The organism is Streptomyces sp. NPDC050548 (genome assembly GCF_044457385.1).
In the GTDB taxonomy this organism is placed as follows: domain Bacteria; phylum Actinomycetota; class Actinomycetes; order Streptomycetales; family Streptomycetaceae; genus Streptomyces.
The window spans coordinates 170,495-197,102 of the sequence record NZ_JBITGV010000006.1; the positions used below are offsets into that span (position 1 = coordinate 170,495).

The following is a 26,608-nucleotide window of genomic DNA, read 5'->3' on the forward strand; positions in this document are numbered from 1 at the left end:
GGTCCGGGGCGTGACGGCGGAGACCGGCCTACGGGAGCGCAAGAAGGCGCGGACGCGCACCGCGTTGGCGAGCGCGGCGATGCGGCTGGCCTTGGAACGCGGGGTGGAGAACGTCACCGCCGACGCGATAGCCGAGGCCGCGGACGTGTCGCCGCGCACCTTCCGCAACTACTTCTCCGGCAAGGAGGAGGCGATCGTCGCCGAACTGGTCGACGGCATGGGCTACATCGCCGACGGACTGCGCAACCGCCCACCCGGCGAACCGCTGTGGGAGTCGCTGCGACACGCGCTGACGTTCTCGGTGTTCCTGCCGCCGGAGCAGTTGGAGCAACTGGCCGTCAAAGTACGGATGGTGATGGCCAGCCGGTCCCTGCTGGGCTCGCAGCTGGCGATCTTCGAACGGCTCGGCGAGCAGCTCACCGAGGTCATCGCCGAGCGCACCGGAACGGACGCGAGCCGCGATCTGTACCCGCGACTGACGGGTGTCGTAGCGGCGAACGCCCTGCGCCTGGCGGTCTTCATGTGGCTGGAGAGCGATGGCGAGTCGGACCTCGCCGAGCTGACGGCCGACGCGCTCGCACGACTGCGGGAGGGACTTCCCGAGCCGTAGAGACATCAACTCAAGGAGGTACCACAGATGAGTACGAGACAACGGCCGCCTGCCCGAAGTCGCCTGCGTTCGATGCTGGTTGTCGCGGCAAACGTCGGTCTGCTCTTAGGACTCTCAGGGATCCTGGCGCCAACTTCCCAGGCCGCGACCGCGGTTGGTGCGGCGACGGTCACCGGCCCGGTCACCGGCGGCAAGGGTGCCGTAGTACTGCAGGGCACGACCTTCGACCTCGCGAGCGTGGGATACACGCAGTCGGAGTTCTTCCTCTCCGGCACGGCCACCTCCTACACGCCGACCGCGCCGCTGGGCTCGGACGGCCGTTGGAGCGTGACGCCCGCGAGCACCGCGCCGTACACAACTAGGTTTGTCATGAACAGGCCATCCAACCCGGCCCGTTTCAACGGGACGGTCGTGGTCGAGTGGCTCAACGTCTCCGCCGGCCTGGACGTGGCCCCGGAGTGGATCTACACCCACAACGAACTGATCCGCGAGGGCTACGCCTGGATCGGCGTCTCCGCCCAGGCCGCCGGCGTGACCGCCACCAAGGCCGCCGACCCGGTCCGCTACGCGCCCCTGTCCCACCCCGGAGACAGCTACTCCTACGACATCTTCTCCCAGGCCGGACAGGCCGTACGGGACTCCGCGGCCACGATCCTCGGCGGCCTCCGCCCGCGCGCGGTGCTGGCCGAGGGCGAGTCCCAGTCGGCGTTCCGCCTCACGACGTACATCGACGCGGTCCAGCCCCTGGCGCACGCGTACGACGGATTCCTCGTCCACAGCAGGGCCGGATTCGCGGCAGCGCTCTCGCAGGCACCCCAGGCCGACGTACCCACTCCCGCGGTCGTCCAGTTCCGCACCGACACGACGGTGCCGGTGCTCACCGTGCAGACGGAGACCGACCTGATGCTCCTGGGCTATCTGACGGCCCGTCAACCGGACACCGCACGCCTGCGGTTCTGGGAGGTCGCCGGCACCGCGCACGCCGACGACTACGTCGCCAACGTCGGCGCCGCGGACACCGGTGACGGAACCGTCAGCGTGCGGGAGTTGGGGACCATGCTCGACCCGCCGACCGGCACCCCCGGCTTCTCCTGCGCCGCCCCGATCAACACCGGCCAGGCGCACTACGTCATGGACGCCGCCCAACACGCCCTGCGCAGCTGGGTCTTGACCGGAATCCCACCGGCCAAGACCTCGCCGCTGCAGGTGGCCACCAGTAGCGACGGCACACCGGCGTTCGTCCTGGACGCCAACGGCAACGCCACGGGCGGAGTCCGAACCCCCGCCGTGGACGCGCCGGTCGCCGCACTGTCGGGCCTGGGCCAGACGGGCTCGGCCCAGTTCTGCTTCCTCTTCGGTACGACAACTCCCCTGACCAGCACGAGACTTGCCGCCCTGTACCCCACGCACGCGGAGTTCGTGAGGCAGTGGGCGACCCGTACGGCGGCTGCGGTGGCGGCCGGAACGATCAGGCCGGCCGACGCGGCGGACCTCGTCGAGGCGGCGGTGAGGTCCGACATCGGGGGGTGAGGGGTGTGGGTTGGCCTACGAGGAGAGCCACTCCGTGGCGTTGAGGGCGAGGGCGGCGTTGGTGGCGCCGGTGTCGTTCCAGCCGTCGTAGAGCGTGTTGCCGGACTGCCCGGTGCCGTCGTCGACCGGCGAACTGTCGCCCCAGAAGGCCACCTTGCCGCTCCCGAAGGTGCTGGTCGCGAAGAAGGCGCCGGTGTTGCCGGAGTAACCGCTGCGGTACAGCAGCCCCTTGGCGGCGGAGTTGTCGGCGGGCTTGATCGTGGCGGTCGTACCGTTGGCGATCAGACTCTTGGTGACGGTGCCGAAGGAGCCGTGCAGCACGGGGTTGGTGCTGTCGCTGATGGCGGCAGGGTAGCCGGAACTGATGTTCAGCGAGTCGATGGAGAACCCGAACGGGTCAGTGGAGTCAACGCTGTTGTTGGTCATCAGGTCGTTGAGGATCTGGACCGCGTCGTACCCGTCGCTGTTCCGGTCGGACCCGGTGTGGTCGGAGATCATGAACAGCCCGCCACCGGCCTTCACGAAGTTCATGATGGCGGTCTTCTCCGCGGTCGTGAACTTGATGTTGGGCTCGGGGAGGACCAGCGTGTCGAAGTTCGAGAGGTCGTTCGCCGACGATCCCCCGTAAGTCAGCGCGCTGGTGGCGGTCTTGAGGCTGTAGTCGCCGGTCTTCTGCAACGCGATGCCCCACGACGACAGTGCCCCCGTCCAGTCCTTGTCGGAGGAGGGAGAGGAGTCCTGGGCGAGCGGATCGGGCTTGCTCGTGGAGATGATCCAGTCGGCGTTGCCGGCCTCCTCGGCATGCCCGTCGTCGAACAGCACGCGGTGCGTGGTGGCCGAGGTGGCCGCGACGGCGGGGGTGACGGCGGCGGCCTGGACGACGGCGCCGGTGGCGAGCAGACCGAGGACGGTGAGAGCGGTGGTGAGCCTACGACGTGACGTGAACTTGCCAAGACTGGGCATCCGGTGAACCTCCGTGAAGTGGGGGGATTCCATGAGTGGGGGGTGGAATGAAGTGGAGTGAACAGGGGGTGCGGGTGCTGCGGATGGCGCTGACTGTGCGGTGAACTGCCGTGAACTGCGGTGAACTGCGGTGAACTGCGGTGAATCTTCGCGCGTAGAACGGTAGTTGAGTGATCACCGATCAACACAAGGGAGGACGGTACACACGGGACCGGGACCGGCGGGAGGGTCTCCCGCCGGTTCACGTAGATCTCTTACTCGGGCGAGTCGAGCCGCTTACCGGACGTCGACGAAGTCGCCGGGCGCGGTCGCCGCGGCGGTGGTGGAGGTACCGGCGAAGACGTACCGGTAGTACCCGTCGACCGTGGCCTTGGTGGTGGTCTTCAGGACACCGGTGCTGTTGGTCTTGATCGTCTTGAGGGTGGTGTAGGTGCTGCTGCCCTTCTTGCGGAACTGCAGCTTCGCGGGCTGGGACACGTACCCCGCGTACTTGCCCGTCGCCCAGTTCGCGCGGGCGAGCTTGCCCGTGACGGTGATGGTCTTCCCCTTCTTGACCGGCTCGGGAGTGGCGTCGGCGGTCAGCGTGGACGCCTTCTTGATCGAGGCGGTGGCGACGTCGTCGTTGTAACTGGCGTTCGCGTACAGATCCCAGGCCCCCAGGAACAACTTCCAGGTCCCGGCCACGCCGTTGTCCTTCATGTCGGTCGCGGGATGGATATTGAAAACGGCCTTGCAGGTGTACGTCCCCTGGGTGGCCGTCTCCGTGCAGTCGGGGTCGTCGTCCGTCCCCAGCCCACCGGTGATCCCGTCCGTGGTCGAACTGTCCGTCCCCTGCCACAGAAAGGCCTCGGTGAGGGCGACGCCGCTCGGGTCCGTGGCGGTATACGTGACGGTGACGGACTTCGTACCGCTGGTACCGAGGACGATGTCCTTGCCGCCGTTGACGACAGCGTGCGAGAACTTGGTGTTGCCCAGGGAGTCTCTGGGCTGAACGGCCGCCGAGGCAAAGGACTTCAGCTCCGCCGAGGCCCCTCTACGCTCGGCCGCTTGAGCGGCAACCGGCAGCGCGAGCGCGGACAGAACGACAGCACCGGAGACAACGCCGGCCGCAACGCGTATACGCATGAAACCCCCACAGGAACCCGAGAGGCCCGCCCAAGTCTCGCCTTGGCCGGGCCAGTTGATCTCGGCATCATATGGACTCAGTTCGGAAATGGTGAAGATCTCTTGTGCAATAAGTGCGTAAGGGGACAGTGGGGATTGGGGAGTTGGTATCGACCTGAGGGGGGCCGGGCTGGGCGGGGTGCGGGGGCGGCACCCGTCTGGTCGTAGCTCGCCCACGACCCGCAGGTAGGCCTGTGTCTGACTGTCGGTCGAGCCGCTGCCTGCCGCAGTGCCCCTGGGTGTGCGGCGCGAGATTGGCAGATCAACAACTCCCGGTGACCGGTTGGTTCGTGACAGGATCTGCCGCCATGGAATTCTCCGAGGTGGTCCGTCGCAGGCGCATGATCCGTCACTACACCAACAAGCCGCTGACCCCGGAGGTGACTGAGCGCATCCTCGCCTCCGCGCTACGAGCCCCCTCGGCCGGCTTCTCCCAGGGCTGGGCGTTCCTCGCCCTGACCGAGCCCGCCGACCGTGCCCGCTTCTGGCCGTTCGTTCCCACCCGGGTTGAGAAGACCCCGACCATGCAGGACGCCCCGCTGGTCGTCGTACCACTGGCCCACAAGGCTGCCTACCTTGAGCGCTACGCCGAACCCGACAAGGGCTGGGAGGACCGTGCCGAGGCACGCTGGCCTGCGCCGTACTGGTACATCGACACGGGCATGGCCTCCCTGCTGATGCTCCTGACCGCGGTCGACGAAGGGCTGGGTGCTTGCTTCTTCGGCATCATGCCGGAGCATCTGCAGCCGTTCCGGGCGGAGTTCGGGGTTCCGGAGGAGTACGACCCGATCGGGGGGATCACGGTGGGGTACCGGGCTGAGGATGTTCCTGAGCAGGGGGCCCGAGTCGCGGAACGGCGGCGAGCCGCTGAGGACGTTATTCACCGGGGGCAGTGGGGGCGGCATGCCTGAGAGTGAATGGCCAGGTCGCTTCAGCGCCCTCCCATCTCTTCCTGCCCCAACTCGCCTATCAGGCAATGCCAGGCGCGGGCTCGGATCGCGAGGACAGGGCCACCAACGTCTTTGGAGTCCCGCACAAGCACCCCAGCCGGGGTGAAGGCTGCCTCTACGCACTCGGTGGCATTGGCGCCGCTGTACGACGACTTGAACCAGACGGGTTCGGACACAGGCTGCGGGCCGACAGACATTCACAGCTCCTTGCGGGCGCGATGGATCATCGTGGAGGAAGCTCCCATGTCCAACGCTTGTGCACGCAGATACTCGAACGCAAGTCTGTATCGGTTCAGTTCCTCGTCCTTCTCCAGGAAGAGGGAGCCCGTATGGAAGTCGACGTAGACCACGTCGAGGGTCAGCTCGGTGCCGCCGATGATGACGAAGCTGCCGAGCGCGGCGCCGTGGGCCCCTTGCGAGAAGGGCAGCACCTGAAGCGTGATGTGAGGCGACTCGTTGGCTTCCAGCAGCCGGTCGAGCTGCTCTCTCATGATCTGCGGCGATCCGACGACGCGGCGGATCACCGACTCATCGAGGATCGCCCAGAGCCGCGGGGGCTTCGGGCGGGTGAGAATCTCCTGCCGTTTCATGCGAATGTCGACCAGCCGCTCGATGTCGGTGGTCTCCAGGGGTACTTCGTTGGCCTTCTGTAGTGCGGTGCTGTAGGCGCGCGTCTGCAAGAGGCCGGGAACATAGACACAGGCGAAGTGATTCTCGTGCACTGCCTCGTCTTCGAGCGTGAGCAGCAGGTTCATGCTCTCCGGGATGGAGTCAGCGAACGAGTTCCACCAGCCCTGCTGCTTGGCGTCCTTCGCGAGCGCGACAACGGCCTTGCGCTCGGCCTCAGTTGCTCCGTACTCGCGGCACAGCGCATCAACGACGAGCCATTTCACGGGTCCTGCTTGGGTCTCATACCTGCTGACCGTCGCCTTGGATACGCCGACGAGTGCACCCGCTTCTTCCAGGGTCATTCCCCTGCGGGCGCGCAACTTGCGCATCATCGCGCCTAGTTGGCGGCGGCGGGTGGTGGTCCGTTCGGACATTCGGCTCCTTCGCCATGTGCCGGTGGTGGGCCCGGAGATCCCCATCAGGCTAGGCAGCAGGGGAGCGGACCCACCATCAGATTCACTCGATGGATTCTCGTGAGAAGTTACACAGTGAGAGTTCTCTGTGTCATGCTCGCTCGCAGACCGCTACGCAGTGCAGCCGTACGGACACGGCGGGAGCAGCACGAGCGTGGCTGGGAGGGAGGAGTAGCCATGCCTGGCTACGAAGTTGGTGAACCCCGACTCCGCTGTGTTCTGCCTTTCGAGGCGGCGCCGGCTGAAGTGCGACTGCTCCGGAGAGCCGCCGTCCGCCAGCTGAGCCGGTGGGGCATGCCTGTCGCTGCTGACGAAGCAGAACTGCTGGTCACTGAGCTGGCAACGAACGTCGTCAAGCATGTCGGCGAAGGCGCATCGGCGACCCTGATCCTTGAGTGGAGGGACGAACGGCTACGACTTGAGGTCCACGACAGGAGCAGTTCGGTGCCCTCGTTGAAGTCGGCGGGCTGCGACGACGAATGCGGCCGTGGCCTGCACCTGCTCGCGGCCCTGGCGATGGACTGGGGCACGGTTCTGACGGCAGCGGGCAAGGCGGTCTGGTGCGAGATCCCGTTCAACTCGGGGCGTTCGTGCCGACGCGTTGAGCGAGCTGTCGAGACACTGGAGGGCTATCGGGCGGGCGGTGAGAGTGCTGCTCTGCAGGGGAAGGGGCAGGGGATTGGCCTTGAGGAGTCGGCGATCGAGCTGATCGCTGACCTGCTTCACTGGTCCGCCGCGTGCGGCCATGATCCGGACGACTTCCTCGACCGTGCCCAGATGCACTACGAAGCAGAACTGGACGCAGCCTAGTGGGCGGCTGCCTAAAGGTTCTTCCGTATCTGCTCGCGAAGGGCAGTCGGCGTGCGCCAGGATTCTCCGGGACGGCTCCTGTGGCACATGCGGTGGCAATTGGCACACAGGCACGCGAGGTCGTCGAGCTTGGTCTCCCGTGTTCCGGAGATGTGGAGGGGAGTGACGTGGTGCACCTCAATGTAGCCCTCGCCCAGCGCTCCGTAGACGCGGCCGAAATCGAAATCGCATGCCTCGCACTGGAGCCGCCGACCGCGACGCAGTGTCTGCTTGAGCTTCAGCGCGCGGAGCTTCGGGTCTCGCTCACGAGCGAGTGCGCGACGGACGAGGAGCCTTCCCTCGATGGCCGTGGCGCCGGACTCGTCGACCTCGTCGGGCTGGGGAGGGATGAGCTGCAGTTCGCCCGAGCCCATGCCGACCTCAATGGCTTCCGCGGCCTGGAGCATCTCAGCTTCGCGGTCACAGAAGGCCTCGACCATGAGCTCGGTGCGCCGTCCGCCACGAGTGGCCTTGCCCGAGTACAGCTTGTGGTTCGTTGCGAAGTCCGAGGTCTTGCGGCTGACGCTGTCAGGCGACCTGAAGCCGGGAAGGGCGAGTGCTTCCGGACTGTGGATGGGCAGCGCGCGGAGGAGTTCCGACAGCTCCTGCACCTCACGATCGTTGGTCCGCAGTTCGCGCCAGCCGTTCTTCACGACGAGCGCACCGGCCAGCACAAGTTCGTCCTCAGTCCAGGGGGGCGTCTGCATGAGCAATATCGTACGAGCGTTCGGCGTGCCGGAGGGTGCGTTCAGCGAACCGCGGGGCGTGTTGCACACTTGGTGCCGTCTCGTTGTCAGTGGGGTCTGTCACCCTCAGTGATGGTGGATCGCAAGATGTGTCTGCCGCTGCACGACTGTAAGGAGGGGACATGACCCGCACGAACGAACCCAAGGGCTCCGTGGAGCAGGCCGACGAGCCCAATGAGCCCGAGTTCACCTCAATCGAGATCTGCGCTGGAGCGGGCGGACAAGCCATCGGGCTGCACCAGGCTGGTTTCGGCCACCTCGCCCTTGTGGAGATCGACCCGCATGCGGCTGCCACGCTGGAGAAGAACGTCGCATCTCACCCGAAGTGGGTCTGGGAGAAGGAGAACTGTGACGTCCTGCCTCCGACGGATGTGAACGACTTCAAGCAGGACAAGCACCTGGCCAAAAGCGCGGAGGTGCTTCATCGCCGCGGACTTGATCTCTTGGCGGGCGGCGTCCCATGCCCTCCGTTCTCGCATGCTGGCAAGCAACTCGGCAAGGACGACGAGCGTGACCTGTTTCCTCGGATGCTGGCCCTCGTCAAGGAGTTGAACCCTCGGGCCGTCATGATCGAGAACGTGCGCGGAATCATGGACCCTAAGTTCGACGACTACCGCGGCTTGATCCAGGCGAAGCTCCAGAGCGGCTGGTATCGGGGTGATGATGGCCAAATGGTCTGGGATGACGGGATGGGCTACACGGTAGGTGAGTGGGACATTCTGGAGGCTAGCGACTTCGGAGTCCCGCAGCTTCGCCCCCGCGCCATCCTGGTTGCCTTCCGCAATGACATCCTGAAGGACGTCAAATACGAGTGGCCTGCCGCAACTCACCAGGATCACGTCAGCGTCGCTGAGGCGCTGGAAGGTTCAATGCGCGCCCGCTACGAGCCGTATTTCACCGGCGCCCAGGCAGAAGTGGCTCGCAAGAAGTTCGACGACTGGCTCGATGCCGCGCAGAAGCGCCACAGGGTGCTTGCAGAGAAGGGCGGCGGCATCGCCCCCACCCTGGTCGGCGGATCCAAGAAGCACGGGGGAGCGGACCTTGGCCCCAGCCGTGCCAAGGCCGCGTGGGGTCAACTCGGGGTCGATGGCTTGGGAGTTGCCAATGATCCCGACACCTGCAGGGAGAAGGGCACCCAAAAGCGTGACCTCTTTGGCGAGAACGGGCCCATGCTCACGGTGCAGCAGGCTGCGATCATCCAGGGCTTCCCGCCTGAGTGGCAGTTCTCCGGTGGCAAGACGGCGCAGTACAGGCAGGTAGGCAATGCCTTCCCGCCTCCCGTGGCCAGGGCGGTTGGCAAATCGATCGCTGACGTCCTGCGAGCTGCCCGTGAGCGCGACGACAAGAAGGCGTGATCACTCCTTCTGCTTTGGCTTCGGAGTTGTTCGAGGGCGGCGCTTCGCGACCTCCGCAGCGATCCGGGCGGCACACTCTGCCGAAGCCTCGTGCTCCCAGAACCGGAGCACCGTCCACCCTGCCTCTTTGAGGTGCTGGTTGGTGTCACGGTCTCGGGCCATGTTCCGGGCGACTTTGTCTGACCAGTAGCCGGGATTCGTCTTCGGGGGAACGTAGTGCTCCGGGCAGCCATGCCAGTAACAGCCGTCGATGAAGACAGCGACCTTCGCCGGACGGAAGACCATGTCTGCCGTCCGACGAAGGTCGGGTAGCGGCCTGGCCGCTACCCGATAGCGAAGCCCTTGGGCGTGGACAAGCCGTCGGATCAGACGCTCAGGTGTGGTGTCCCGGCTGCGAATGGCCTGCATGTTCCGGCGGCGCGCTGCAGACGACGCCCATGAACCGCTTGGTGGCTCCCATGGCTCTCCGGACACTGAACGATTTCCTTATCTCGGCTACAGAATGGTGCCGCTGTTCTTAAGGTCTTTCACCAGGGCATCCAGGCCGTTCAGCCCGAGTGCACGTGCTCTGGACATCCCTTCCTGCTTCAGTGCAGCCAAGTCCGGCCATTGAGCCAGTGGTGAACTTCCAGCCGGGAGTTCGTTAACTGCCATCCAGGATCCGACCCAGTCAGGGCAGACGTGATAGGTGCGATCCTCGATACTCTCTCGCGCTACGCCCGCGGCGCGGGGGAATTCCGCAGTTGCCATGGCATAGGGGACATCGGGTCGGTAACGAGTGAGTGGCACCATCTGGGCGGCCTCTGTGCCGCGGTCGGAACGCCATGTCCACTTCGAGGACAGAGCCGCAACGAGCCGTCCCCCGCTGTCGATGATGAGAATGTCGCTCTTGCGGTCTCCCACGTCCCGGCGCATGTGCAGTCCTCGGATGTGAGTCAGAGGAACCTCATGCCGAACTTGCCAGCCTTCCGGAAGGCTGCACTGGAGGAAGTGGATCAGCAGATCACGGAAGAGGGTGCCTCTTGAGTTCCTGTCCAGTGCAACAGGCCTGTCGACGTTAACGTTTCGCTCAGTTACGGCCTGCATCCAGAGGGCCAGGACGGCGAGTTCGCCGGCGATGCGTCGTCGTTGTCTGTGGCCCGTGGCGGTGTCGGGCACTTTGTCGTCCAGCCGATGCGTGCGTACGGCAGGTGCCCAACGGACGGGTCCATGCGCGGAGCCGCCGTCAGTCAGGAAAGTTCCATCGGAGTCGTAAACGGAAAAGCCGGATTCTGTCAACCAGGCCGGATTCCATCCCAGTTCAAGACGTTCGCAGGCTGCTGCCAGATCCTCGTTCTTCTCTATCTCAATCTGAGCCTGGGAAGCGCAGTTTGACTCGTTCCAGCACAACCCCAAGAATACTGCGCTAAGCGCCGCAGGGTCTCCGAGATACTGTTCGACGAGCGCCTTCTTGGCAGGTTGGAGCGGCATGAACTTCTTTCAGTCTTCGACCGTGATGGGCAGTTCGATGGAATGCCGAGCTATGCAACTGCAGTGTGTGATGGCAAGTCTGGGGCTGTTTCCACTGGATCACCTTGCGTTGCGACAGTCCAGTCCCGGTCGGCCAGAGTTACCCGTGGCTGATCGCGATGATGTTCACGTACCTGGGCTACCCGCACGCTCACGAACTCTCCTTCGCGGGGTGACACGATACCGAGTTGCTCCGCTACGGCGCGGTGACTGTCGTAGTCACCCATGATGAGAATTCCTTCGGGCTGGAGTGCTGAACGAGAACCGCCATTACCCCGGACCCTCTTCATGTAGTCCTTCTGCTGAGCCACGGTGCGCACTACATTGCGTCCTATGCGGCGTTGCTGGGCACGCCGGAAGAGCTCGTTGAGGCGCTGCTGTCCGGACTTTGATGCAAAGACTGCATCGCGGTCTTGTGGACCCATGTGCAGCAAGACATTTTCCGGGAGTTCGGCGTCGCGCCAGAGCCAGAGGATTTTGTTGCGGTGTTCGGCTTTCACGGTGAGCTTGGCGTCGCGGTTGCTGCCTTGGTTCAGCCACTCGCCGCGTACGCGGAAGAAGCCTGCACTCCATCGGCTCGTGTAGTCATCTGCCCAGACGAGCAAGCAGAGATGCCCCATGGCCTCCGGAGGGATCATCCAACCACCGAATCGCTGGGAGTATTTGCAGTCGACCTCGATTCCGGCGATCTGGTAGTCCATGACCTCACCGTCCGCGAACCTGAACTCGCGTTGCAGGTTGATCTCGACCAGTGTCCCGGCGTGAGTCCGCTCGGTTTTGAGGAGGTCCGCCCAGTCGTAGCGCCCAGTGATCTCGCCGTTAAGGAGCTGATCGATAGTGTCCCGTAGGACCGTGGCGAACCGTTCTCCGAATGGATCTTGGGCCGCCAATTCGGCATGAACGACACGGAGTTCAGAATCATGCTTCAGCTCTTCAACTAACGCGAGATTCTTTCCAGCGTTGAAATCGATAGGCAGCAAGAGATCTCCCTTGAAGCGAACTAACTTCAGTATTGGGTATGTTGAGGAAACCCAGTATCTGCGGGGAGCTGGGTTTGAAATGGCGGCTCGTTCACGCGTCAGGCTTTGCCTTCAAGCACATCAGCTCGATGTCGTTCAACGGCAGGCCTGCGTTTTCACTGGCCCTCGCCGTGACACTCCCCATATCCCCGCCCCGACCCACACCAACAAGAAGCCCCCCGCTGCGGCGGCCAAACCACAGCCCGCCCCCGCGACGCCAGCGTCGTCGCATACTGCGGCAGCAAGTCAACGTCCCCCGGCGAAGCCCCCTCCGACGCCGCGAACGCCTCATAAGAAGGCACCGTCCCCGTCACGATCCCGAGGTTCGGCGTGCCGCTCGCCGCCAGCTCCCTCAGCGACGCCTCTATCGTCGCCAGGTGCTCCTCATGGGACGGGTACTCCTCGGCCAGTGAGGCATACGCCCCCACCAGTTCCGCCAACTCGCCCTCCGGCCAGTGCAGTACGGCCACCGGGAACGGGCGGGACAGCGCCTCCCGGAACGCACCCAGTTCCGCTCGTAGCCGCGAGATCTCGGCCTCAAGTTCCGCCGGGTTGTCCGAGCCCAGCGACCACACCCTCTTCGGGTCGTGCAGCTCGTCCAAGGAGACGGACGACGAGTGCAAGGAATCCGCCAGCGTGTCCCACTCGTCGTGGGACGCGCCCAGCATCCGCCGTACCCGGTGGCGGCCGAACAGCAACGGGTGGGTGGAGTACGGGGGTTCAGGGACGTCGGTCAGCAACAACGTCACGCCCTCCGTGAACGTCTCCTGCGCCGCCTCCAGCTCGTCGTGGGACTCCAGGGACTCCGCGACGATCACCCAGGGCGCGGGATCGCGCGGGGACGCTGCCCGGACGCCGTCGATGATCGCCCTGGCCTCGGCCTCGTGGCCGTACTCCCAGAGGTTCGAGGCCTTGAGGGCTCGTACCAGGTGGGGGGTCTCCAGGTCGTCCGGCGACGACAGCAGGCGGTCGTAGAGCGTGGTGGCGGCGGGGCGGTCGCCGGCCAGTTCCAGGTGGGCCGCGGCCTGGAGGAGCAGGGCCTCGGCGTCCTCGGGGTAGCGGGCGGCCGTCCGCTCCAGGCGGGCCGCTTCGGCGGAGTGGTCGACGTTCTCGGCGGGCGTGTCGGGGCGCATGAACGACACGGTACTGCCGATGCCGGCGCAGATGGAGGCAAGGGGAGAGATATCCGCAGGTCGGCCAGTGAGCGAGACGTGGGACAGGTGAGGGACAGGTGTGAGACGGACGTGGGGAGGCCGGGCCACCGGGAACGCCGGGTGGCTCCCGGGCTTCCAGCAGGTTTACGACCGCTGCGCCACCGTGTCCTCTGTCGGCGCCGTGGCCCCTGCTGCCCCTGCCGCCCTCGCCGCCCAAGCCGCCCACCCCATGACCCCCACCCCCACCCCCACAACCCCCGCCCCCACGAACAACGGCCCCGTATACCCCCACCCCGCACTGATCACCAGGCCCCCCAGCCACGCCCCCACCGCGTTCCCCACGTTCGACGCGGAGACGTTCGCGCTGGCGGCCAGGGGTACGCCGCCCGCCGCGTCCGTCACCCGCGTGATCATCCCCGGGACCGTCGCGAACCCGAACACGCCCAACAAGAAGACCAGGATCACCGACGCCGGGCGGCTGCTCGCCAGCAGGCCGAAGGCCGTCAGCGTCGCCGCCAACCCGATCAGCGAGACGATCAGCGTCACGTCCCTGTTGTGGTCCGCGCCCCGGCCGCCCGCGATATTGCCTACGACCAAGCCCGTGCCGTAGACCACCAGGAGCCAGGCGACATCCGTCGTCGAGAATCCCGTGACCTCGGTGAACGTGTACGCGAGGTAGCTGAACGCGCCGAACATGCCGCCGTAGCCGAGGGCTGTGGCCGTCAGGGTCAGCCATACCTGGGTCGAGCGGAAGGATCGGAGTTGGGCCCTCAGGCCGCCTGCCCCTCCGCTCACCCGTCCCGCCCAGCCCGGTACCAGCACCGCGATCGCCGCCAGTGCCACCGCCCCCGTCGCCGTGATCGCCCAGAACGTCGCCCGCCAGCCCCACCGTTCGCCGACGAGGGCGCCGAAGGGGACGCCGAGTACGTTCGCCACCGTCAGGCCGGCGAACATCATCGCGACCGCCCGCGACGCCCGTTCGGGTGGGACCAGGCGGCGGGCGACGAGGGAGCCGATGCCGAAGAACGTGCCGTGGCAGAGGGCGGCCACCACGCGGCCCAGGAGCATGGTCGGGTAGTTCGGGGCGATCGCGCAGAGCAGGTTGCCTGCGACGAACAGGGCCACCAGACCGACCAGGACAGGTTTGCGCGGTAGTCCTGCCGTCGCCGCCGTCACCCCTATCGCGCCCACCGCTACCGTCAGCGCGTAGCCGGAGATCAGCCAACCCGCCGCGGCCGTCGACACGTTCAGACTGCGGCTGACCTGCGGCAGCAGCCCGGCGATCACGAACTCGGTCAGACCGATTCCGAAACCGCCGAGCGCCAGCGCCAGTAGGCCCAACTGCCCACCGCCGTACCGGAGTTCGGGTTGTGCGGTCAGATCACCACCCCGTCGATCTGCAAGGTCTGCACCGCCCCGGCCGCGAACGTCGCGCTCACCGTCTTGCCGCTGAGGTAGGTGTCCGAGTGGGAGGTGTACAAGTCGCCTCCGCCGCCCGTCACCGTGTTCCAGCGGGGGACCAGGCCGCTCGTACCGCCCGCCACCGTCGTGAACTTGGAGAGGTCGAAGGTCAAAGTCGTCGACGACGAGCCTGTGTTCGCCGCCACTATCACCAACCGCTTCGCCGACGCGTCGTAGCCCGCCGCCGCGTAGCTCACGCCCGTGTCCAGGATCGTCATGCCGGGGCGGATGTGGCGGCTGAACTGGGCCATCACGTAGTACTTCGTCTGCACCGCGCCGGCCGTGAGCGTGCTCTGGTCGTACGCGATCATCGCCCAGCCGGACGACGGGTCCATGACCTGCCAGTACGTCCATGCCGTGGGATGCAGCCAGCGGAAGTCGTAGAGCAGGTTGCTCGCCATCGTCAGGCCTGTGGAGTCGCTGTCGCCCGTCTCGGAGTTCCAGAGAGCCTTGCCCGACGTTGTCACCACGTCCGTGTAGAGCAGGTCTCTACGGCCGCCCGAGCCCTGGTAGCCGTGGACGTTGACGCGGTTCACGTACCCCTTCGTCGTCGAGCTGAAGGCGCTCCACGTCGTCCGTGCCAGGTCGTAACTCGTCTCGTCGGACGCCGAGATCTTCGTGCCTGTCAGGCCGCGGCTGTCCAACTCGCTTCTGACATACGGCAGTACGGCCGCCTGGACCGTCGAGTCCATGTGGCAGCCCTCCTGTGTGCCGGTCGCCGTCCACCAGCTCGACGAGGGCTCGTTGAAGGCCTCGACCGTCGCGAAGTTCACTCCCCAGTTGTTCTTCGCGTAGAGGGCGACGGACGCGAGGTGGGAGGCGTGCTGGCGGTAGTTCCAGGTCTGGAGGTTGTTGCCGCCGCCCGAGGCGCCCGACGGGTTGTGGTTCGAACACATCCACCACATGGGGGAGTTGGCGAAGAGCTCGGTGGTCGCCCCTCGTGCCGTCGCCTTCACCAGCATCGCGCGCTGGGTCGCGTCCGCCGTCCACTTCCATGCCGAGGACGTGGGGTCCTCGTTGTTCCAGTCCTGCCAGTAGCCCTCGATCTGCTTGAACGCGGGGATGTTGGCGGAGGCGACCATCGACTCGCCGTTCACCGTGTTCCAGCTGCACGCGCCGAGGTTGTAGCGGGCGATGTTCAGGCCCAGGCCGGGGAGCGAAGTGCCGTTGTACGTCGTCGACTTGGTGGTGAAGAAGATGTCGGCGAAGTCGTCCCGGGCGCCGAAGACGTTCGCCCACCAGGCGAGCGAGGTGCCCCAGCCCTCCCAAGTGCCGTACTTCGTCGCCGGGTTGACCGCGATCGTCGCGTCGGCGCGTGCGGTACCGGTCGCCAGGGCGGTGCCGAGGAGGCCACCGCCCGCCGCGGCCAGCAGGGTTCTGCGTCGGATCATTTCTTCTCCCGATTCGCTCAACCGCCGGTCGTCCTACCGGCGTCGGCCATCCCCCCGGCTCGTGCCACCAGGAAGCATCGGGTGTGGTGCGTGGGGTTGTCGAGGGTTGTGACACCCCTTTCTAAAACCCGTGTACGAAGGATCGAACGGGCGCCTCCGCCGACAGCAGGAGCCCAACAGGAGCCCAACAGGAGTCCAACAGGAGTCATGGGTCTGGTGAGTTGGAGAACCCGCCCTTATCGTGCCGCCCATGCGGGTCCCCGTCGTGCAGCAGCACAGCCGTCGACGCCGTGCGCTGCGCCGACGCGCCCTGTGGACCGGCGGCGAGTTGCTCGTCACCGCCGGGGTCGTCCTGCTCCTTCTCGTCGTCCAGCAGTTGTGGTGGACCAACCGGGAGGCCCGCCGGGGCGCGGAGCATCAAGTGCAGGCGCTGGAACGGCAATGGGCGACGGAGGCAGGTCCGGGGTCGGGGTCGGGGGCGGGGGACGGATCGACGTCGGCCGGCACGGATGCCGCCGACGGCAGTTCTTCGGACCGGACCACCGGCACCACCACCGGATCCGGATCGTCCGCGACCACCCCTCGCCGCTCCCAGGCCTACGCCGTCCTCACCATCCCCCGCCTCCACCTCCGCGTCCCGATCGCCGAAGGCGTCAGCAAGCGGAATGTGCTCAACAAGGGGTACGTCGGCCATTACCCCGGCACCCAACAGCCGGGCCAGGAAGGGAACTTCGCGCTCGCCGGGCATCGCAACACCCACGGCGAACCCTTCCGGTATCTCCCGAGACTGCGGCTCAAGGACACCGTCCAGGTCGAGACCGGCACGGCCGTCTACACCTACACGGTCGACAAGATCCTGCCGCAGACCTCCGCCGCCGACTCCGGCGTCATCCGGCCGATCCCGCGCTCGACCGTCAAGCCGTCCTACGGCTACAGCACGCCCGGCCACTACATCACCCTCACCACCTGCACCCCGGAGTTCACGTCCCGGTACCGCATGGCGGTGTGGGGCACGCTCACGTCCACGCGACCGCGCACGTGACACTGGGGGCCGTGAACCCGATCCCGGTCAGTCGGCAAGTACAGGGTGAACGCCGTCCCTTTCCTCCGACGACACGGACCGTCCATGACCGATTCCGATGCACTGTGCCGTTCCTCTCCAAGCGGTGACCCAAGCAGTGACACACGCAGCGACCCAAGCAGTGGCCCAAGCAGTGACCCAAGAAGCGACCCAAGAAGCGACCCAAGAAGCGACCCCGGACCGGCGGACGCCGTGCTCGTCGCCGCCTCGCTCGACGAACCCGAGCGTTTCGCCGTGCTGTTCGACCGGCACGCGCCCACCATCCACCAGTACGTCGCCCGGCGCCTCGGCCGGGACGCGGCCGACGACGTCACCGCCGAGACCTTTCTGACGGCCTTCCGGATCAGGGCCCGTTACGACAGCGGGCGGGCCGGTGTCCGCCCCTGGCTGCACGGCATCGCGGCCAAGCTGATCAGCCGGCACCGCCGTGAGGAGGTCAGGGCGCTGAAGCTGCTGGCCCGTACCGGTCACGATCCGGTGGCCGAGACCTGGACCGACTCCGCCGACGACCGGGTCACCGCGCAGGCCGCCTCCCGGCCGCTGGCCAAGGCGCTGGCCGCGCTCTCGGAGGGGGACCGGCACGCGCTGCTGCTGTTCGCCTGGGCCGACTTCACCTACCAGGAGATCGCCGAGGCCCTCGACATCCCCGTCGGCACCGTCCGCTCCCGGCTCAACCGGGCCCGCCGGAAACTCCGCGCGACGACGGCGCCGTACAGCCCGTTCGACGGGCCCGGCGAAGCCGCCCGACCGCTCGAAGCCCTCGCACCGCACGCACCGCACGCACCGGAAGGTGATCCCGCATGAACGAGCCCGCCGACGCACGTGCCCTGCGTGTCGACATCCCCCTGCGCGCGGACGTGCCGCTGCCCGACAGCGACCGTCTCGCGCCCCAACGGGCCCTGCTCACCGAGGCGTTCCGGCAGGAGGCGGCCGGCGCCGAACGGCCCGCCCCGGTCTCGCTGCCCCGCCGCAGGTTCGTCCTGATGACCGCCGCGGCGGCCACGGGGCTCGTCGTGACGGGCGGGCTCGTGGCGACCCTCTCCGACGACGACGCCGCGGGTACCGCCCGCGCCACCACCACTACCCCCGCCGGCCGCCGGCTGCTCTCCGCGCAGGCCTCCGCCGACACCCTCGAACTGGCCGCCGCCACCGTGGAGAAGCTCGGCGCGACCGAGCCCGGTCCGAAGCAGTGGGTCTACGAGAAGACCACGTCCTTCGACGAGGGGACGCCCCGGAGCGCGGAGCACTGGACCCGCTGGGACGGCACGGGCGCCGCCCAACTGCCCGGAGTCCCGGGCGTGGGGGACACGTCGGACTTCGACCCGAACAAGGTCCAGGTCCGGTACTTCCCCAACCAGGAGGAGAAGTGGAAGAAGGAGGGCTACGACGACCGGTCCCAGCGCCAGTTCTACCGCTTCCTGGCGACACTCCCGAGCGATCCCGACCGCATGATGGCCGCCATCCGCAAGGAGCACGCGCTCGGTGACATCAAGGGGGAGACCACGGCGCAGCGCGACTGGCGGGAGATCGACGTCCTCTACCGTTCCGTGCTGATCCCGCCGAACGCGCAGGCGGGCCTGTTCCGGGCGCTCGCGAAGATCCCGGGTGCCCGGGTGGAGAAGGGGATCGAGGACCCCATCGGGCGGGCGGCGATCGGGGTGACCGTGACGTACGCCAAGGCCACCGGCTCGGGCTGGCAGGGCAAGCAGGAGCTGTTCTTCGACCCGGAGACGTACGTGTACCTGGGGGAGTCCAGGCACGCCGCGCCGGTCGAGATCCCCGAGTGGGCCAAGGATGCTCAGGGCCCGTACGCCTCGGCCTCGCCCGCGCCCGGCACGGATCCCGACGTGATGATCACGGCCCGGGCCGCGTGGGGCGTCGTGGACAAGCCGGGGGAGCGGCCCTGATGAGCCACGCACCCTCGGCGGGGGCTCACACCCGCTCCCGCAACCCGACCACACTCCCCGCCGCCAGTACCGCGAGTCCCGCCGACACCACCATCGCGATGTCCGCGCCGCGCGCGAGACCGCTGCCCGCCGATGTGGCGATCGCGATCGTCAGCGCGACGCCCGCGCACGAGCCGATGTAGCGGAAGGTCTGCTGGGCGCCGGAGCCCATCGCGGCCCGGGCGGCCGGTACGGATTCCACGGACAGCAGCGGCAGCGCGGCGTTCAGCAGGCCGCTGCCCACCCCGGCGATCACCAGGCCCGGCAGCAACCGGGTCCAGGAACCGGAGTCGAGCGCGCCGAGCATGGTCAGGACGCCGGCCGCGTGGAGCAGGAATCCCAGGGCGAGTTGGTGCCGGGAGGAGACGCGGCCGGCGAGACGGCGGGCCTGGAGGGCGACCGTGAAGGACAGGCCGGACCAGAGGAGGAACAGCCAGGCCGTGTCGATCGCCGACAGCCCCAGCGTCTGTTGCAACAGCGCCGGCAGGAAGCTGAACAGGCCGATCACCGCGAAGCCCGTGAACAGTCCGCCCGCCGAGGAGGCCAGGAAGGGGCGGTGGCGCAGCAGGCTCAGGTCGATCATCGGGGTCGTACCCCGGCGTTCGACGAGGGCGAAGACGCCGACGAGCAGTACGGCCGCCAGCAAGAGCAGGCCCACCGGGGCGCGCAGCCAGCCGTCGCGGCCGAGGGTGAGTGCGGCCACGAGGGCGACCAGGGCCAGGCCGAAGGTGACGGCTCCGGCCAGGTCGGGGCGGCCGCCTCGGGGCGCGCGGGACTCGGAGAGGGTACGGACGCCCAGCGCGGCCACGATCAGGGCGGCGGCGCCGAGGGCGACGTAGGCGAGGCGCCAGTCGGGCAGTGCGCCCGTCACCAGGGGGCCGACCGCTATGCCGCCGCTGACGAACGCGCCCCACACGCCGGTCGCGTGCAGCCGGCCGCGCGGGGTCGGGAAGGCGTGCACGATCAGGCCCAGGCTGCTGGCGAGCAGTGCCGCGCTGGAGGCGCCCTGGGCGATGCGGGTCAGGGTGAACAGCAGGGTCGAGGAGGTGAGTGCGGAGAGCGCGGTGGTGATGCCGAGCGCGAAGGTGCCGGCGAGGAAGATGCGGCGGCGGCCGTAGTCGTCGGCGAGGCTGCCGGCGACCAGGAGCAGCGCGGCGAGGCCGAGCGGGGTGCCGTTCAGCAGCCAGGCCTGGGCGGAGAGCGGGGTGTGCAGGGCGGCGGCGATGTCGGGGAGCGTGACCATCGGCGCGGTGTACGTCATGAGCGCTACGGCGGTGGCCGCGCTGGTCAGGGCGAGGGTGGCGCGGGGGCGGGGCGGGCCGGCCTCGGTGACCTCGGGCTTTTCGGAAACCGGAGCGGAAACCCGGGAGAGGGTTCGTTCACTGAACCTAGTCATGAGGAGTACCGTAGCACTGTGGGTTCGTTCATTGAACCTTGAGTCGGAAAATGGCTAAGGTGGTCGGCATGGCACTGGGCAAGGACTACGCGACGCAGGAGTGCTCGATCGCCCGGGCACTGGAGGTGGTCGGCGAGCGCTGGACGCTGCTCGTCATCCGCGACGCCCTCTACGGCGTCCGGCGCTACAACGACTTCCTCGCCCACCTCGGCATCCCGCGCGCGGTTCTCGCCGCCCGCCTCCAGGCGCTCACCGCCGAGGGCATCCTCGAAAAACGCCGCTATCAGGAGTCGCCCCCGCGCGACGAGTACGTCCCCACGGACCGCGCGCTCGCCCTCTGGCCGACGGTGCGCTCGCTCGGCCGCTGGGGCCGCGAGCAGTTCGACGAACCCCAGCTGCGCTACTTCCGGCACGCCGACTGCGGCACCGAACTCGGCCTGTACGGCGAGTGCCCGCGCTGCGCGGTCATCGTCCCCGTCCCCGACGTCCTCGTGGACCCGGGCCCCGGCCTCGACCCGAACCCGACGGACCACATCAGCCGCGCCCTCCTCAAGCCGCGCCGACTGCTCCAGCCGTTCGAGTCCGACCCGACAGCGGGGCGGTAGGGGGCGGTGTTCACGGTCCAGTCCGTGAACCGGGTATTGCGGACTGGACCTTGAGATCGGAGGATCGACCAGTCATCCGATGGCTGCACCCATCGGTCGACGGTCCGCGCGATCGATGGAGATGGTGAAGATGAAGCTGCTGCGAGTCGGTACTGCGGGGGCGGAGCGGCCCGCGCTGCTCGACGCCGAGGGGGTCCTGCGGGACCTGTCCGGCATCGTCCCGGACATCGACGGACCGCTGCTCGCCGACAGTGCCGCGCTCGGCCGGATCCGGGCGGCGGCCGACGCGGGGGCGCTGCCCGTGCTGGACGCCGACGGGCTGCGGGTCGGGCCGCCGCTGGCGCGGATCGGCAAGGTCGTGTGCATCGGGCTGAACTACCACGACCACGCCCGCGAGACCGGCGCCGAGCCGCCCGCCGAGCCGGTCGTCTTCTTCAAGGCGGCGGACACGGTCGTCGGGCCCTACGACACCGTGCTCGTCCCGCGCAAGTCGGTGAAGACCGACTGGGAGGTCGAACTCGCCGTCGTCATCGGCCGTACCGCCCGCTACCTGGACTCCCACGAGGAGGCGCTCGCGCATGTCGCGGGGTACGCGGTCGCGCACGACGTGTCCGAGCGGGAGTTCCAGATCGAGCGGGGCGGGACCTGGGACAAGGGGAAGAACTGCGAGACGTTCAACCCGTTGGGCCCGTGGCTGGTGACGGCGGACGAGGTGGCGGATCCGCAGGCGCTCTCGCTGAAGTTGTGGGTCAACGGTGAGCTGAAGCAGGACGGGACGACCGCCGAGCAGATCTTCCCGGTCGCCGAAGTGGTGCGGTACGTCAGCCAGTTCATGACCTTGTACCCCGGGGATGTCATCAACACCGGTACGCCGGCGGGGGTCGCGCTGGGGCAGCCGGAGCCGAAGCCGTTCCTGCGGGCCGGGGATGTGGTGGAGCTGGAGATCTCGGGCCTGGGCAGGCAGCGGCAGGAGTTCAAGGACGCCTAGGCGTCCTCACTCACGCCAGTAGAGAAGCCAGCCTGCGCCAGGCCTCACGCGGGAGGGACTCGCGTGAGGCTCCGTCGACCACCTGGAGCGCCACGTGGTCCGCGCCCGCGTCGAGGAAGGCGTCGATCCTGGCCCGGACCGACGCCTCGTCGCCCCACGCGAACACCGCGTCGACCAGGCGGTCGCTGCCGCCGTCCGTGATGTCGTCCTCGGCGAAGCCGTTGCGCAGGAAGTTGCCGGTGTAGTTCGGGAGCGCGAGGTAGGGGGCGAGGGCCTCGCGGGCCAGGGTGCGGGCGCGGGTCGGGTCCGTCTCCAGGACCACCTTCAACTCCGGGGCCAGCAGCGGGGTTTCGCCCAGGATCTCGCGGGAGAGTGCCGTGTGCTCCGGGGTGACCAGGTAGGGGATCGAGCCGGCCGCGTGGTCCCGGGCCAGTTCGATCGTCCTCGGGCCGAGCGCGGCGAGGAGACGGCGGTCGGCGGGTACGCCTGCCGTGTCCAGGGCGTCCAGATAGGTGACCATGGCCGAGTACGGGCGGCGGTACTCGGCCGTGTTCTTGGCGTGGGCCACCCCGAGGCCGAGCAGGAAGCGGCCGGGGTGGGCCGCCTCCAGCTCCGCGAAGCTCGCCGCGCTCTCGGCCGCCGGGTACTGCCAGATGCTCTGGATGCTCGTCCCGAAGACGATCCGTGACGTCGCCTCGATGAGCGGTACGGCGTTGCGGGCGGCGCTGCTGCCGCCCAACCAGACCGCGCCGTAACCGAGTTGCTCCAGCTCGGCCGCGGCCTCCGCCAACTCGCCCTGCCGGGACGGCTCTTCGGAACGCAGCCCCACGCTCCAGATGCCGTACCGGCCGACCGTTTCCTTCAGGGTGCTGCTCATCGGTTTCCGTTCCCTTCGGTGTCGGACGTGTCGGAGAGTCCCAACCGGAGGGAGCCACCGGTTCATTCCGTCACTCGCCCAGGAACTGCTCCAGCGCCGCCACCACGAACCGGTGGTCCTGCAGTTGCGGGAGGCCGCTCACCGTCACCGTGCCGATGACGCCCACGCCCTCGACCCTGATCGGGAACGAGCCGCCGTGGGCCGCGTACTCATCGGGGTCGAGGCGGGAGGAGTCCTCGAAGGTGCTGCCCTTGGCGCGGAAGCGGGTGCCGACCAGGTAGGAGGCGGCGCCGAAGCGCTCGACCACCCTGCGCTTGCGGTCGATCCACGCGTCGTTGTCGGGGGTCGAGCCCGGCAGGGCCGCGTGGAAGAGCTGCTGGCCGGCGCGGCGGATGTCGATGGCGACCGGGGCCTGGCTCTCCTGGGCGAGTTCCACGAGGAGGGAGCCGAGCCGCCAGGCGTCGTCGTGGGTGAAGTGCTGGAACACCAACCGGCGTTCCTGCGCTTCGAGTTCCTCGACCGTCGGGGTGATCTCGGGGGCGATCCGCTGGGTGATCGCGGGCTTGTGCTGGGTCACAGGGTCACCGTCACTCCGTCGCGGGCGCTGCGGCGCGCGGCTTCCAGTACGTCGAGGGCGGCAGCCGCCTCCAGGGCGGTCACCGGGTTGGGGGCGCCGTCGCGGAGGGCGGCGGCGACGGCCGCGTAGTACGCGGGGTAGTCACCGGGGAGGGTGGGTTCGGGGCGGCCACCGCCGGTGAGGGGGGATTCGCCCGAGCCGACACGGCCGTAGAGCGACTCGGGCTCCTGGCCCCAGCCGTCCGTCGCGCCAGGGCGCCTGCCGTCCCGCAGGTCCGCCTCCTGGGGGTCGAGGCCGTACTTGACGTAGCCCGCCTTGGAGCCCAGCACGCGGAAGCGCGGGCCGAGTTGGGCGGTGGTCGCGGAGACGTAGAGGTGTGAGCGGACGCCGTTCGCGTGGGTCAGCGCGATGAACGTGTCGTCGTCCGTCTCCGCGCCCGGCCTGCGGATGTCCGACTCCGCGTACACGGAGGTCACGGGTCCGAAGAGCGTGAGTGCCTGGTCGACGACGTGGCTGCCGAGGTCGTAGAGGAGACCTCCGATCTCTGCCGGGTCGCCGGACTCGCGCCAGCCGCCCTTGGGCTGCGGGCGCCAGCGCTCGAAACGGGACTCGAAGCGCCATACGTCGCCCAGCTCGCCCTCGGCCAGGAGCTTGCGGAGGGTCAGGAAGTCGTTGTCCCAGCGGCGGTTCTGGAAGACGGAGAGGAGGAGGCCGTGCTGCTCGGCGAGGGCTGCGAGTTCGCGGGCCTCGGCTGCCGTGCCGGCGATCGGCTTGTCCACGACGACCGGCAGGCCGGCCTTCAGGGCCGCCGTCGCGAGCGCCACGTGCGTCTTGTTCGGCGACGCGATGACGATGAGGTCCAACTCGGCGGCGCGGTCCAGGAGTTCGTCCGGGGACGCGGCGATGCGGACGTCGGGGAACTCGGCGCGGGCCTGGTCCTGCCGCTCCGGGTTCGAGGTGACGACCGTGTCCAGGGCGAGGCCCTCGGTGGCGGCGATCAGCGGGGCGTGGAAGACGGAGCCCGCGAGGCCGTAGCCGACGAGGCCGACGCGGAGGGGTGTGCGAGTGGTGCGTCCAGTCATGCCCTCCACTTTCGCAACGCTGTTGCCAAAGTGCAAGTGGTGGGGAGAATGGGGGAGTGAACAGTGCGCGGAGCGGGAGTGGAACCGGGTCGACGGGCGGACCGGGTGCGGTGGGTGCGAATCTGCTCGCCGTGCGCAGTCACAACACCGCGCTGGTGCTCGACCTGCTGCGGACCGCCGGTCCGGACGGGATCAGCCGTCTCGAACTCGCCGACAGCACCGGGCTCACCCCCCAGGCCGTCAGCAAGATCACGGCCCGGCTGCGGGAGCCCGGCCTTGTCACGGAGGCCGGGCGCCGGGCCTCCACCGGTGGCAAACCGCGCACGGTGCTGCGCCTGGTCCCGGAGGCCGGCCACGCGGTCGGTGTGCACCTGGACCGGGACGAACTGCGGGTCGTCCTCGTCGATCTCACCGGGACGGTGGTCGGGGAGCGCGGCGCTCCGCTGGATCTGGGGGCGGGTGCCGCGGTGGTCGTGGAGGGGGTGGCCCGGGAGGTCGAGGCGCTGGTGAGGGAGGCGGGGGACGGCGGCCCCGCGCGCCTCGCGTCCGCCCCGCCCGCGCGCCTCGGGCCTGCCGCGCTCGCCGCCCGCGGTCACCTGCTCGGCGTCGGCGTGGCCCTGCCCGGTCCTCTCGATCACCTCCACGGTGTGCTGCATCGCGTCACCGGATTCCCCGAGTGGGACGGGTTTCCGCTGCGGGACGCGCTCGGGGCGCGGCTCGGGGCGCCGGTCGTCGTCGACAAGGACACGAACGCCGCCGCGCTCGGGCTGGCCGTCGCCGGGGAGGGCGGGGCCTTCGCCTATCTGCATCTCGGTACGGGGCTCGGCGCCGGGCTGGTGATCGGCGGGGGTGTGCACCGGGGGGCGCGGACCGGGGCCGGGGAGTTCGGGCACCAGGTCATCCAGCTGGACGGGCCGCCCTGCGACTGCGGGAACCGGGGCTGTATCGAGGTCCTGTGCCTGGCCGCCGTAGCGCGCGGCGATGTGACCGAGGCGGCGCGGGTGCTGGGCGCGGGGGCCGCGAACCTCGTGGGACTGCTCGACATCGACCTCGTGCTGCTGGGCGGCCGTACCGTAGCCGCCGACCCGGAGCCCTTCGTGCGCGGAGTCGCCGCCGTCCTCGATGAGCGCGCCCGGCGCGAGGGCGCGGGCGAGGCCGCCGTACCGGTGCGGGTCGCCTCCGGCGGGGCGCGGGGTGTCGCGGAGGGGGCGGCGCAGCTGCTGCTCGGACCGTTGTTCGGGCGGGCGGACGGGTAGGCCCTCCGGCTGTCCGGCGGGGGAGGTGCTCTGAAAAAGTGTGTCACTTTCCCCGCGAACTGTGACACTTTCTCGGGACAGGGGTCCCGCCGCGCCCGATCGAGGCACAAATCCGCGCCCGTTCGAGGCACACCGACGGCCGCGTCACCCTCCATCGGCCCCCGTCTCCGGCACGCTCATGTGCTTATGCGACTGCCCCTGAGACCGCGCACCCCACTGCGCACACCCCTGTCCCTCTGCCTCGCCGCAGCCGCCCCCCTCCTCGTCACCGCCCCACCGGCCCACGCGGCCGACACCACCCCCGGCTGCGCCGCCACCGGCGCCCGCGCCTTCCCCCTCACCACCCGCATCCACGACGGCCCCGACACCTACGAGGCCGGCGGCGGCTACGGCACCTGGTACCTCGACCTCACCAACACCACCGCCCGCCGCTGCACCGCGATCCACCCGGTCGTCGTCCTCGTCGACCAGCGGCGCGCCCTGAAGCCCGCCCAGCCCAGACTCGACTTCTACGACGGCACCGGCCCGCGCCCGCACCCCGTCCGCTTCGCCCCGACCGACGAGGCCGAACTCGTCGGCGCCTTCGACGACGGCTTCCCGGGCTTCACCGTCGACCCCGGCAAGACCCTCACCGTCAAGGTGCGCCTCGCGCTCACCCCGGACACCGGACCGAACGAGATCACCGCCAACGCGGCCGTCGTACAACGCCATGCCGACGATGGCGACTGGATCGGCCAGTCGAACGACTACCGCTTCGACGTCGAAGCGGCAGCCCCGGGAGTCGGCACACCCACCGCCCCCACTGCGCCCCCCGCCACGACCCCACCCGCCGAGGACCTCTCCTTCACCGACGAACTGGCCCGCACCGGAATCGGCACCGCCCACCTCGTCCTCGCCGCCACCTCCGTCCTCCTCGTCACCACCGGCGCCCTGCTGCTGGCCCGGAGGCGCCGATAAACGCGGAACGCCGTTTCTGCGACCATCTCCGCGTGGACTACCCGAACGACCAGGCCCCCG

26 protein-coding genes and 1 pseudogene are annotated in these 26,608 nt (G+C 68.5%); 12 read left to right on the top strand and 15 right to left on the bottom strand.

Annotation, left to right across the window (positions count from 1 at the left end; genetic code table 11):
* Positions 1 to 10: 10 nt before the first annotated feature.
* On the top strand, positions 11 to 610 hold the full coding sequence (locus ACIBJH_RS18740; protein WP_399117935.1) for a TetR/AcrR family transcriptional regulator: 600 nt from the start codon (positions 11 to 13) through the stop codon (positions 608 to 610).
* Positions 611 to 682: 72 nt separating this feature from the next.
* Complete coding sequence (locus ACIBJH_RS18745) at positions 683 to 2,140, top strand: alpha/beta hydrolase domain-containing protein (protein ID WP_399117936.1); 1,458 nt, start codon at positions 683 to 685, stop codon at positions 2,138 to 2,140.
* Between the two features lie 21 nt (positions 2,141 to 2,161).
* Here the strand turns inward: ACIBJH_RS18745 and ACIBJH_RS18750 are convergent.
* A pseudogene (locus tag ACIBJH_RS18750) lies at positions 2,162 to 3,103 on the bottom strand (hydrolase); the annotation flags it as partial.
* Between the two features lie 276 nt (positions 3,104 to 3,379).
* Entirely contained in the window at positions 3,380 to 4,228 is an 849-nt protein-coding gene (locus ACIBJH_RS18755; RefSeq protein ID WP_399117937.1) for a hypothetical protein, read from the bottom strand.
* A gap of 347 nt (positions 4,229 to 4,575) precedes the next feature.
* Here ACIBJH_RS18755 and ACIBJH_RS18760 point away from each other — a divergent pair, with 347 nt between their 5' ends.
* Positions 4,576 to 5,178 (top strand): nitroreductase family protein, encoded by a 603-nt coding sequence (locus tag ACIBJH_RS18760; protein ID WP_399117938.1) that lies wholly within the window; start codon positions 4,576 to 4,578, stop codon positions 5,176 to 5,178.
* A 20-nt stretch (positions 5,179 to 5,198) separates the two neighbouring features.
* On the opposite strand, the gene ACIBJH_RS18765 is transcribed toward ACIBJH_RS18760, so the two are convergent.
* Both ACIBJH_RS18765 and ACIBJH_RS18770 read right to left on the bottom strand, forming a co-directional pair.
* Positions 5,199 to 5,414: a DUF397 domain-containing protein gene (locus ACIBJH_RS18765; RefSeq protein ID WP_399117939.1), complete on the bottom strand. Its 216-nt coding sequence runs from the start codon at positions 5,412 to 5,414 to the stop codon at positions 5,199 to 5,201.
* Entirely contained in the window at positions 5,415 to 6,260 is an 846-nt protein-coding gene (locus ACIBJH_RS18770) for a helix-turn-helix domain-containing protein (RefSeq protein ID WP_399117940.1), read from the bottom strand.
* 216 nt (positions 6,261 to 6,476) lie between these two features.
* On the opposite strand from ACIBJH_RS18770, the gene ACIBJH_RS18775 reads away from it, so the two are divergent.
* A complete protein-coding gene (locus ACIBJH_RS18775; RefSeq protein ID WP_399117941.1) occupies positions 6,477 to 7,109 on the top strand; it encodes an ATP-binding protein in 633 nt (210 codons plus the stop codon).
* 11 nt (positions 7,110 to 7,120) lie between these two features.
* On the opposite strand, the gene ACIBJH_RS18780 is transcribed toward ACIBJH_RS18775, so the two are convergent.
* Positions 7,121 to 7,855, bottom strand: a complete 735-nt coding sequence (locus tag ACIBJH_RS18780) for an HNH endonuclease (RefSeq protein WP_399117942.1) — start codon at positions 7,853 to 7,855, stop codon at positions 7,121 to 7,123.
* A 161-nt stretch (positions 7,856 to 8,016) separates the two neighbouring features.
* Here ACIBJH_RS18780 and ACIBJH_RS18785 point away from each other — a divergent pair, with 161 nt between their 5' ends.
* Entirely contained in the window at positions 8,017 to 9,249 is a 1,233-nt protein-coding gene (locus ACIBJH_RS18785; protein ID WP_399117943.1) for a DNA cytosine methyltransferase, read from the top strand.
* On the opposite strand, the gene ACIBJH_RS18790 is transcribed toward ACIBJH_RS18785, so the two are convergent.
* From ACIBJH_RS18790 to ACIBJH_RS18815, 6 genes are all read right to left on the bottom strand, one after another.
* Complete coding sequence (locus ACIBJH_RS18790) at positions 9,250 to 9,723, bottom strand: very short patch repair endonuclease (protein ID WP_399117944.1); 474 nt, start codon at positions 9,721 to 9,723, stop codon at positions 9,250 to 9,252.
* A gap of 21 nt (positions 9,724 to 9,744) precedes the next feature.
* Positions 9,745 to 10,719, bottom strand: a complete 975-nt coding sequence (locus ACIBJH_RS18795) for a hypothetical protein (protein WP_399117945.1) — start codon at positions 10,717 to 10,719, stop codon at positions 9,745 to 9,747.
* Between the two features lie 50 nt (positions 10,720 to 10,769).
* On the bottom strand, positions 10,770 to 11,738 hold the full coding sequence (locus ACIBJH_RS18800) for a NaeI family type II restriction endonuclease (RefSeq protein WP_399117946.1): 969 nt from the start codon (positions 11,736 to 11,738) through the stop codon (positions 10,770 to 10,772).
* Between the two features lie 155 nt (positions 11,739 to 11,893).
* On the bottom strand, positions 11,894 to 12,910 hold the full coding sequence (locus tag ACIBJH_RS18805; RefSeq protein WP_399117947.1) for an SEC-C metal-binding domain-containing protein: 1,017 nt from the start codon (positions 12,908 to 12,910) through the stop codon (positions 11,894 to 11,896).
* Between the two features lie 165 nt (positions 12,911 to 13,075).
* The gene (locus ACIBJH_RS18810; RefSeq protein ID WP_399117948.1) at positions 13,076 to 14,272 is read right to left on the bottom strand and encodes an MFS transporter; all 1,197 of its coding nucleotides are present in this window, start codon (positions 14,270 to 14,272) and stop codon (positions 13,076 to 13,078) included.
* A gap of 35 nt (positions 14,273 to 14,307) precedes the next feature.
* Entirely contained in the window at positions 14,308 to 15,783 is a 1,476-nt protein-coding gene (locus tag ACIBJH_RS18815) for a beta-1,6-galactanase (RefSeq protein WP_399117949.1), read from the bottom strand.
* Positions 15,784 to 16,033: 250 nt separating this feature from the next.
* On the opposite strand from ACIBJH_RS18815, the gene ACIBJH_RS18820 reads away from it, so the two are divergent.
* From ACIBJH_RS18820 to ACIBJH_RS18830, 3 genes are all read left to right on the top strand, one after another.
* Positions 16,034 to 16,825, top strand: a complete 792-nt coding sequence (locus tag ACIBJH_RS18820) for a class E sortase (protein ID WP_399117950.1) — start codon at positions 16,034 to 16,036, stop codon at positions 16,823 to 16,825.
* A gap of 231 nt (positions 16,826 to 17,056) precedes the next feature.
* A complete protein-coding gene (locus tag ACIBJH_RS18825) occupies positions 17,057 to 17,668 on the top strand; it encodes an RNA polymerase sigma factor (protein WP_399117951.1) in 612 nt (203 codons plus the stop codon).
* Positions 17,665 to 18,771 carry a CU044_5270 family protein gene (locus ACIBJH_RS18830; RefSeq protein ID WP_399117952.1) on the top strand — a complete coding sequence of 369 codons (1,107 nt, stop codon included), beginning with the start codon at positions 17,665 to 17,667 and terminating at the stop codon, positions 18,769 to 18,771. Before ACIBJH_RS18825 ends, ACIBJH_RS18830 begins: the two co-directional genes overlap by 4 nt.
* A gap of 25 nt (positions 18,772 to 18,796) precedes the next feature.
* Here the strand turns inward: ACIBJH_RS18830 and ACIBJH_RS18835 are convergent, their stop codons facing one another.
* Entirely contained in the window at positions 18,797 to 20,206 is a 1,410-nt protein-coding gene (locus ACIBJH_RS18835; protein ID WP_399117953.1) for an MFS transporter, read from the bottom strand.
* Positions 20,207 to 20,274: 68 nt separating this feature from the next.
* Between ACIBJH_RS18835 and ACIBJH_RS18840 the strand changes: the two genes are divergently transcribed.
* Positions 20,275 to 20,811, top strand: coding sequence for a winged helix-turn-helix transcriptional regulator (locus ACIBJH_RS18840; RefSeq protein WP_399117954.1), 537 nt, complete (start codon positions 20,275 to 20,277; stop codon positions 20,809 to 20,811).
* A gap of 130 nt (positions 20,812 to 20,941) precedes the next feature.
* Positions 20,942 to 21,799: a fumarylacetoacetate hydrolase family protein gene (locus ACIBJH_RS18845; RefSeq protein WP_399117955.1), complete on the top strand. Its 858-nt coding sequence runs from the start codon at positions 20,942 to 20,944 to the stop codon at positions 21,797 to 21,799.
* Between the two features lie 10 nt (positions 21,800 to 21,809).
* Here the strand turns inward: ACIBJH_RS18845 and ACIBJH_RS18850 are convergent, their stop codons facing one another.
* The 3 genes from ACIBJH_RS18850 to ACIBJH_RS18860 all read right to left on the bottom strand — a co-directional run bounded on the left by ACIBJH_RS18850 (position 21,810) and on the right by ACIBJH_RS18860 (position 24,335).
* Complete coding sequence (locus ACIBJH_RS18850; RefSeq protein ID WP_399117956.1) at positions 21,810 to 22,676, bottom strand: LLM class F420-dependent oxidoreductase; 867 nt, start codon at positions 22,674 to 22,676, stop codon at positions 21,810 to 21,812.
* 70 nt (positions 22,677 to 22,746) lie between these two features.
* A complete protein-coding gene (locus ACIBJH_RS18855) occupies positions 22,747 to 23,253 on the bottom strand; it encodes a heme-degrading domain-containing protein (RefSeq protein ID WP_399117957.1) in 507 nt (168 codons plus the stop codon).
* Positions 23,250 to 24,335: a Gfo/Idh/MocA family oxidoreductase gene (locus tag ACIBJH_RS18860; protein ID WP_399117958.1), complete on the bottom strand. Its 1,086-nt coding sequence runs from the start codon at positions 24,333 to 24,335 to the stop codon at positions 23,250 to 23,252. Before ACIBJH_RS18860 ends, ACIBJH_RS18855 begins: the two co-directional genes overlap by 4 nt.
* A 56-nt stretch (positions 24,336 to 24,391) precedes the next feature.
* Here ACIBJH_RS18860 and ACIBJH_RS18865 point away from each other — a divergent pair, with 56 nt between their 5' ends.
* Together ACIBJH_RS18865 and ACIBJH_RS18870 are read left to right on the top strand one after the other, a co-directional pair.
* Positions 24,392 to 25,591 carry an ROK family protein gene (locus ACIBJH_RS18865; RefSeq protein ID WP_399117959.1) on the top strand — a complete coding sequence of 400 codons (1,200 nt, stop codon included), beginning with the start codon at positions 24,392 to 24,394 and terminating at the stop codon, positions 25,589 to 25,591.
* A gap of 186 nt (positions 25,592 to 25,777) precedes the next feature.
* Complete coding sequence (locus tag ACIBJH_RS18870; protein WP_399117960.1) at positions 25,778 to 26,548, top strand: hypothetical protein; 771 nt, start codon at positions 25,778 to 25,780, stop codon at positions 26,546 to 26,548.
* Positions 26,549 to 26,608 lie beyond the last annotated feature (60 nt).

Coding starts and splice junctions, on each gene's coding strand:
- ACIBJH_RS18745 (WP_399117936.1), top strand. CDS start 683: ATGCTGGTTGTCGCGGCAAACGTCGGTCTGCTCTTAGGACTCTCAGGG.
- ACIBJH_RS18755 (WP_399117937.1), bottom strand. CDS start 4,228: ATGCGTATACGCGTTGCGGCCGGCGTTGTCTCCGGTGCTGTCGTTCTG.
- ACIBJH_RS18760 (WP_399117938.1), top strand. CDS start 4,576: ATGGAATTCTCCGAGGTGGTCCGTCGCAGGCGCATGATCCGTCACTAC.
- ACIBJH_RS18765 (WP_399117939.1), bottom strand. CDS start 5,414: ATGTCTGTCGGCCCGCAGCCTGTGTCCGAACCCGTCTGGTTCAAGTCG.
- ACIBJH_RS18770 (WP_399117940.1), bottom strand. CDS start 6,260: ATGTCCGAACGGACCACCACCCGCCGCCGCCAACTAGGCGCGATGATG.
- ACIBJH_RS18775 (WP_399117941.1), top strand. CDS start 6,477: ATGCCTGGCTACGAAGTTGGTGAACCCCGACTCCGCTGTGTTCTGCCT.
- ACIBJH_RS18780 (WP_399117942.1), bottom strand. CDS start 7,855: ATGCAGACGCCCCCCTGGACTGAGGACGAACTTGTGCTGGCCGGTGCG.
- ACIBJH_RS18785 (WP_399117943.1), top strand. CDS start 8,017: ATGACCCGCACGAACGAACCCAAGGGCTCCGTGGAGCAGGCCGACGAG.
- ACIBJH_RS18795 (WP_399117945.1), bottom strand. CDS start 10,719: ATGCCGCTCCAACCTGCCAAGAAGGCGCTCGTCGAACAGTATCTCGGA.
- ACIBJH_RS18805 (WP_399117947.1), bottom strand. CDS start 12,910: ATGCGCCCCGACACGCCCGCCGAGAACGTCGACCACTCCGCCGAAGCG.
- ACIBJH_RS18815 (WP_399117949.1), bottom strand. CDS start 15,783: ATGATCCGACGCAGAACCCTGCTGGCCGCGGCGGGCGGTGGCCTCCTC.
- ACIBJH_RS18820 (WP_399117950.1), top strand. CDS start 16,034: ATGCGGGTCCCCGTCGTGCAGCAGCACAGCCGTCGACGCCGTGCGCTG.
- ACIBJH_RS18830 (WP_399117952.1), top strand. CDS start 17,665: ATGAACGAGCCCGCCGACGCACGTGCCCTGCGTGTCGACATCCCCCTG.
- ACIBJH_RS18835 (WP_399117953.1), bottom strand. CDS start 20,206: ATGACTAGGTTCAGTGAACGAACCCTCTCCCGGGTTTCCGCTCCGGTT.
- ACIBJH_RS18840 (WP_399117954.1), top strand. CDS start 20,275: ATGGCACTGGGCAAGGACTACGCGACGCAGGAGTGCTCGATCGCCCGG.
- ACIBJH_RS18845 (WP_399117955.1), top strand. CDS start 20,942: ATGAAGCTGCTGCGAGTCGGTACTGCGGGGGCGGAGCGGCCCGCGCTG.
- ACIBJH_RS18850 (WP_399117956.1), bottom strand. CDS start 22,676: ATGAGCAGCACCCTGAAGGAAACGGTCGGCCGGTACGGCATCTGGAGC.
- ACIBJH_RS18860 (WP_399117958.1), bottom strand. CDS start 24,335: ATGACTGGACGCACCACTCGCACACCCCTCCGCGTCGGCCTCGTCGGC.
- ACIBJH_RS18870 (WP_399117960.1), top strand. CDS start 25,778: ATGCGACTGCCCCTGAGACCGCGCACCCCACTGCGCACACCCCTGTCC.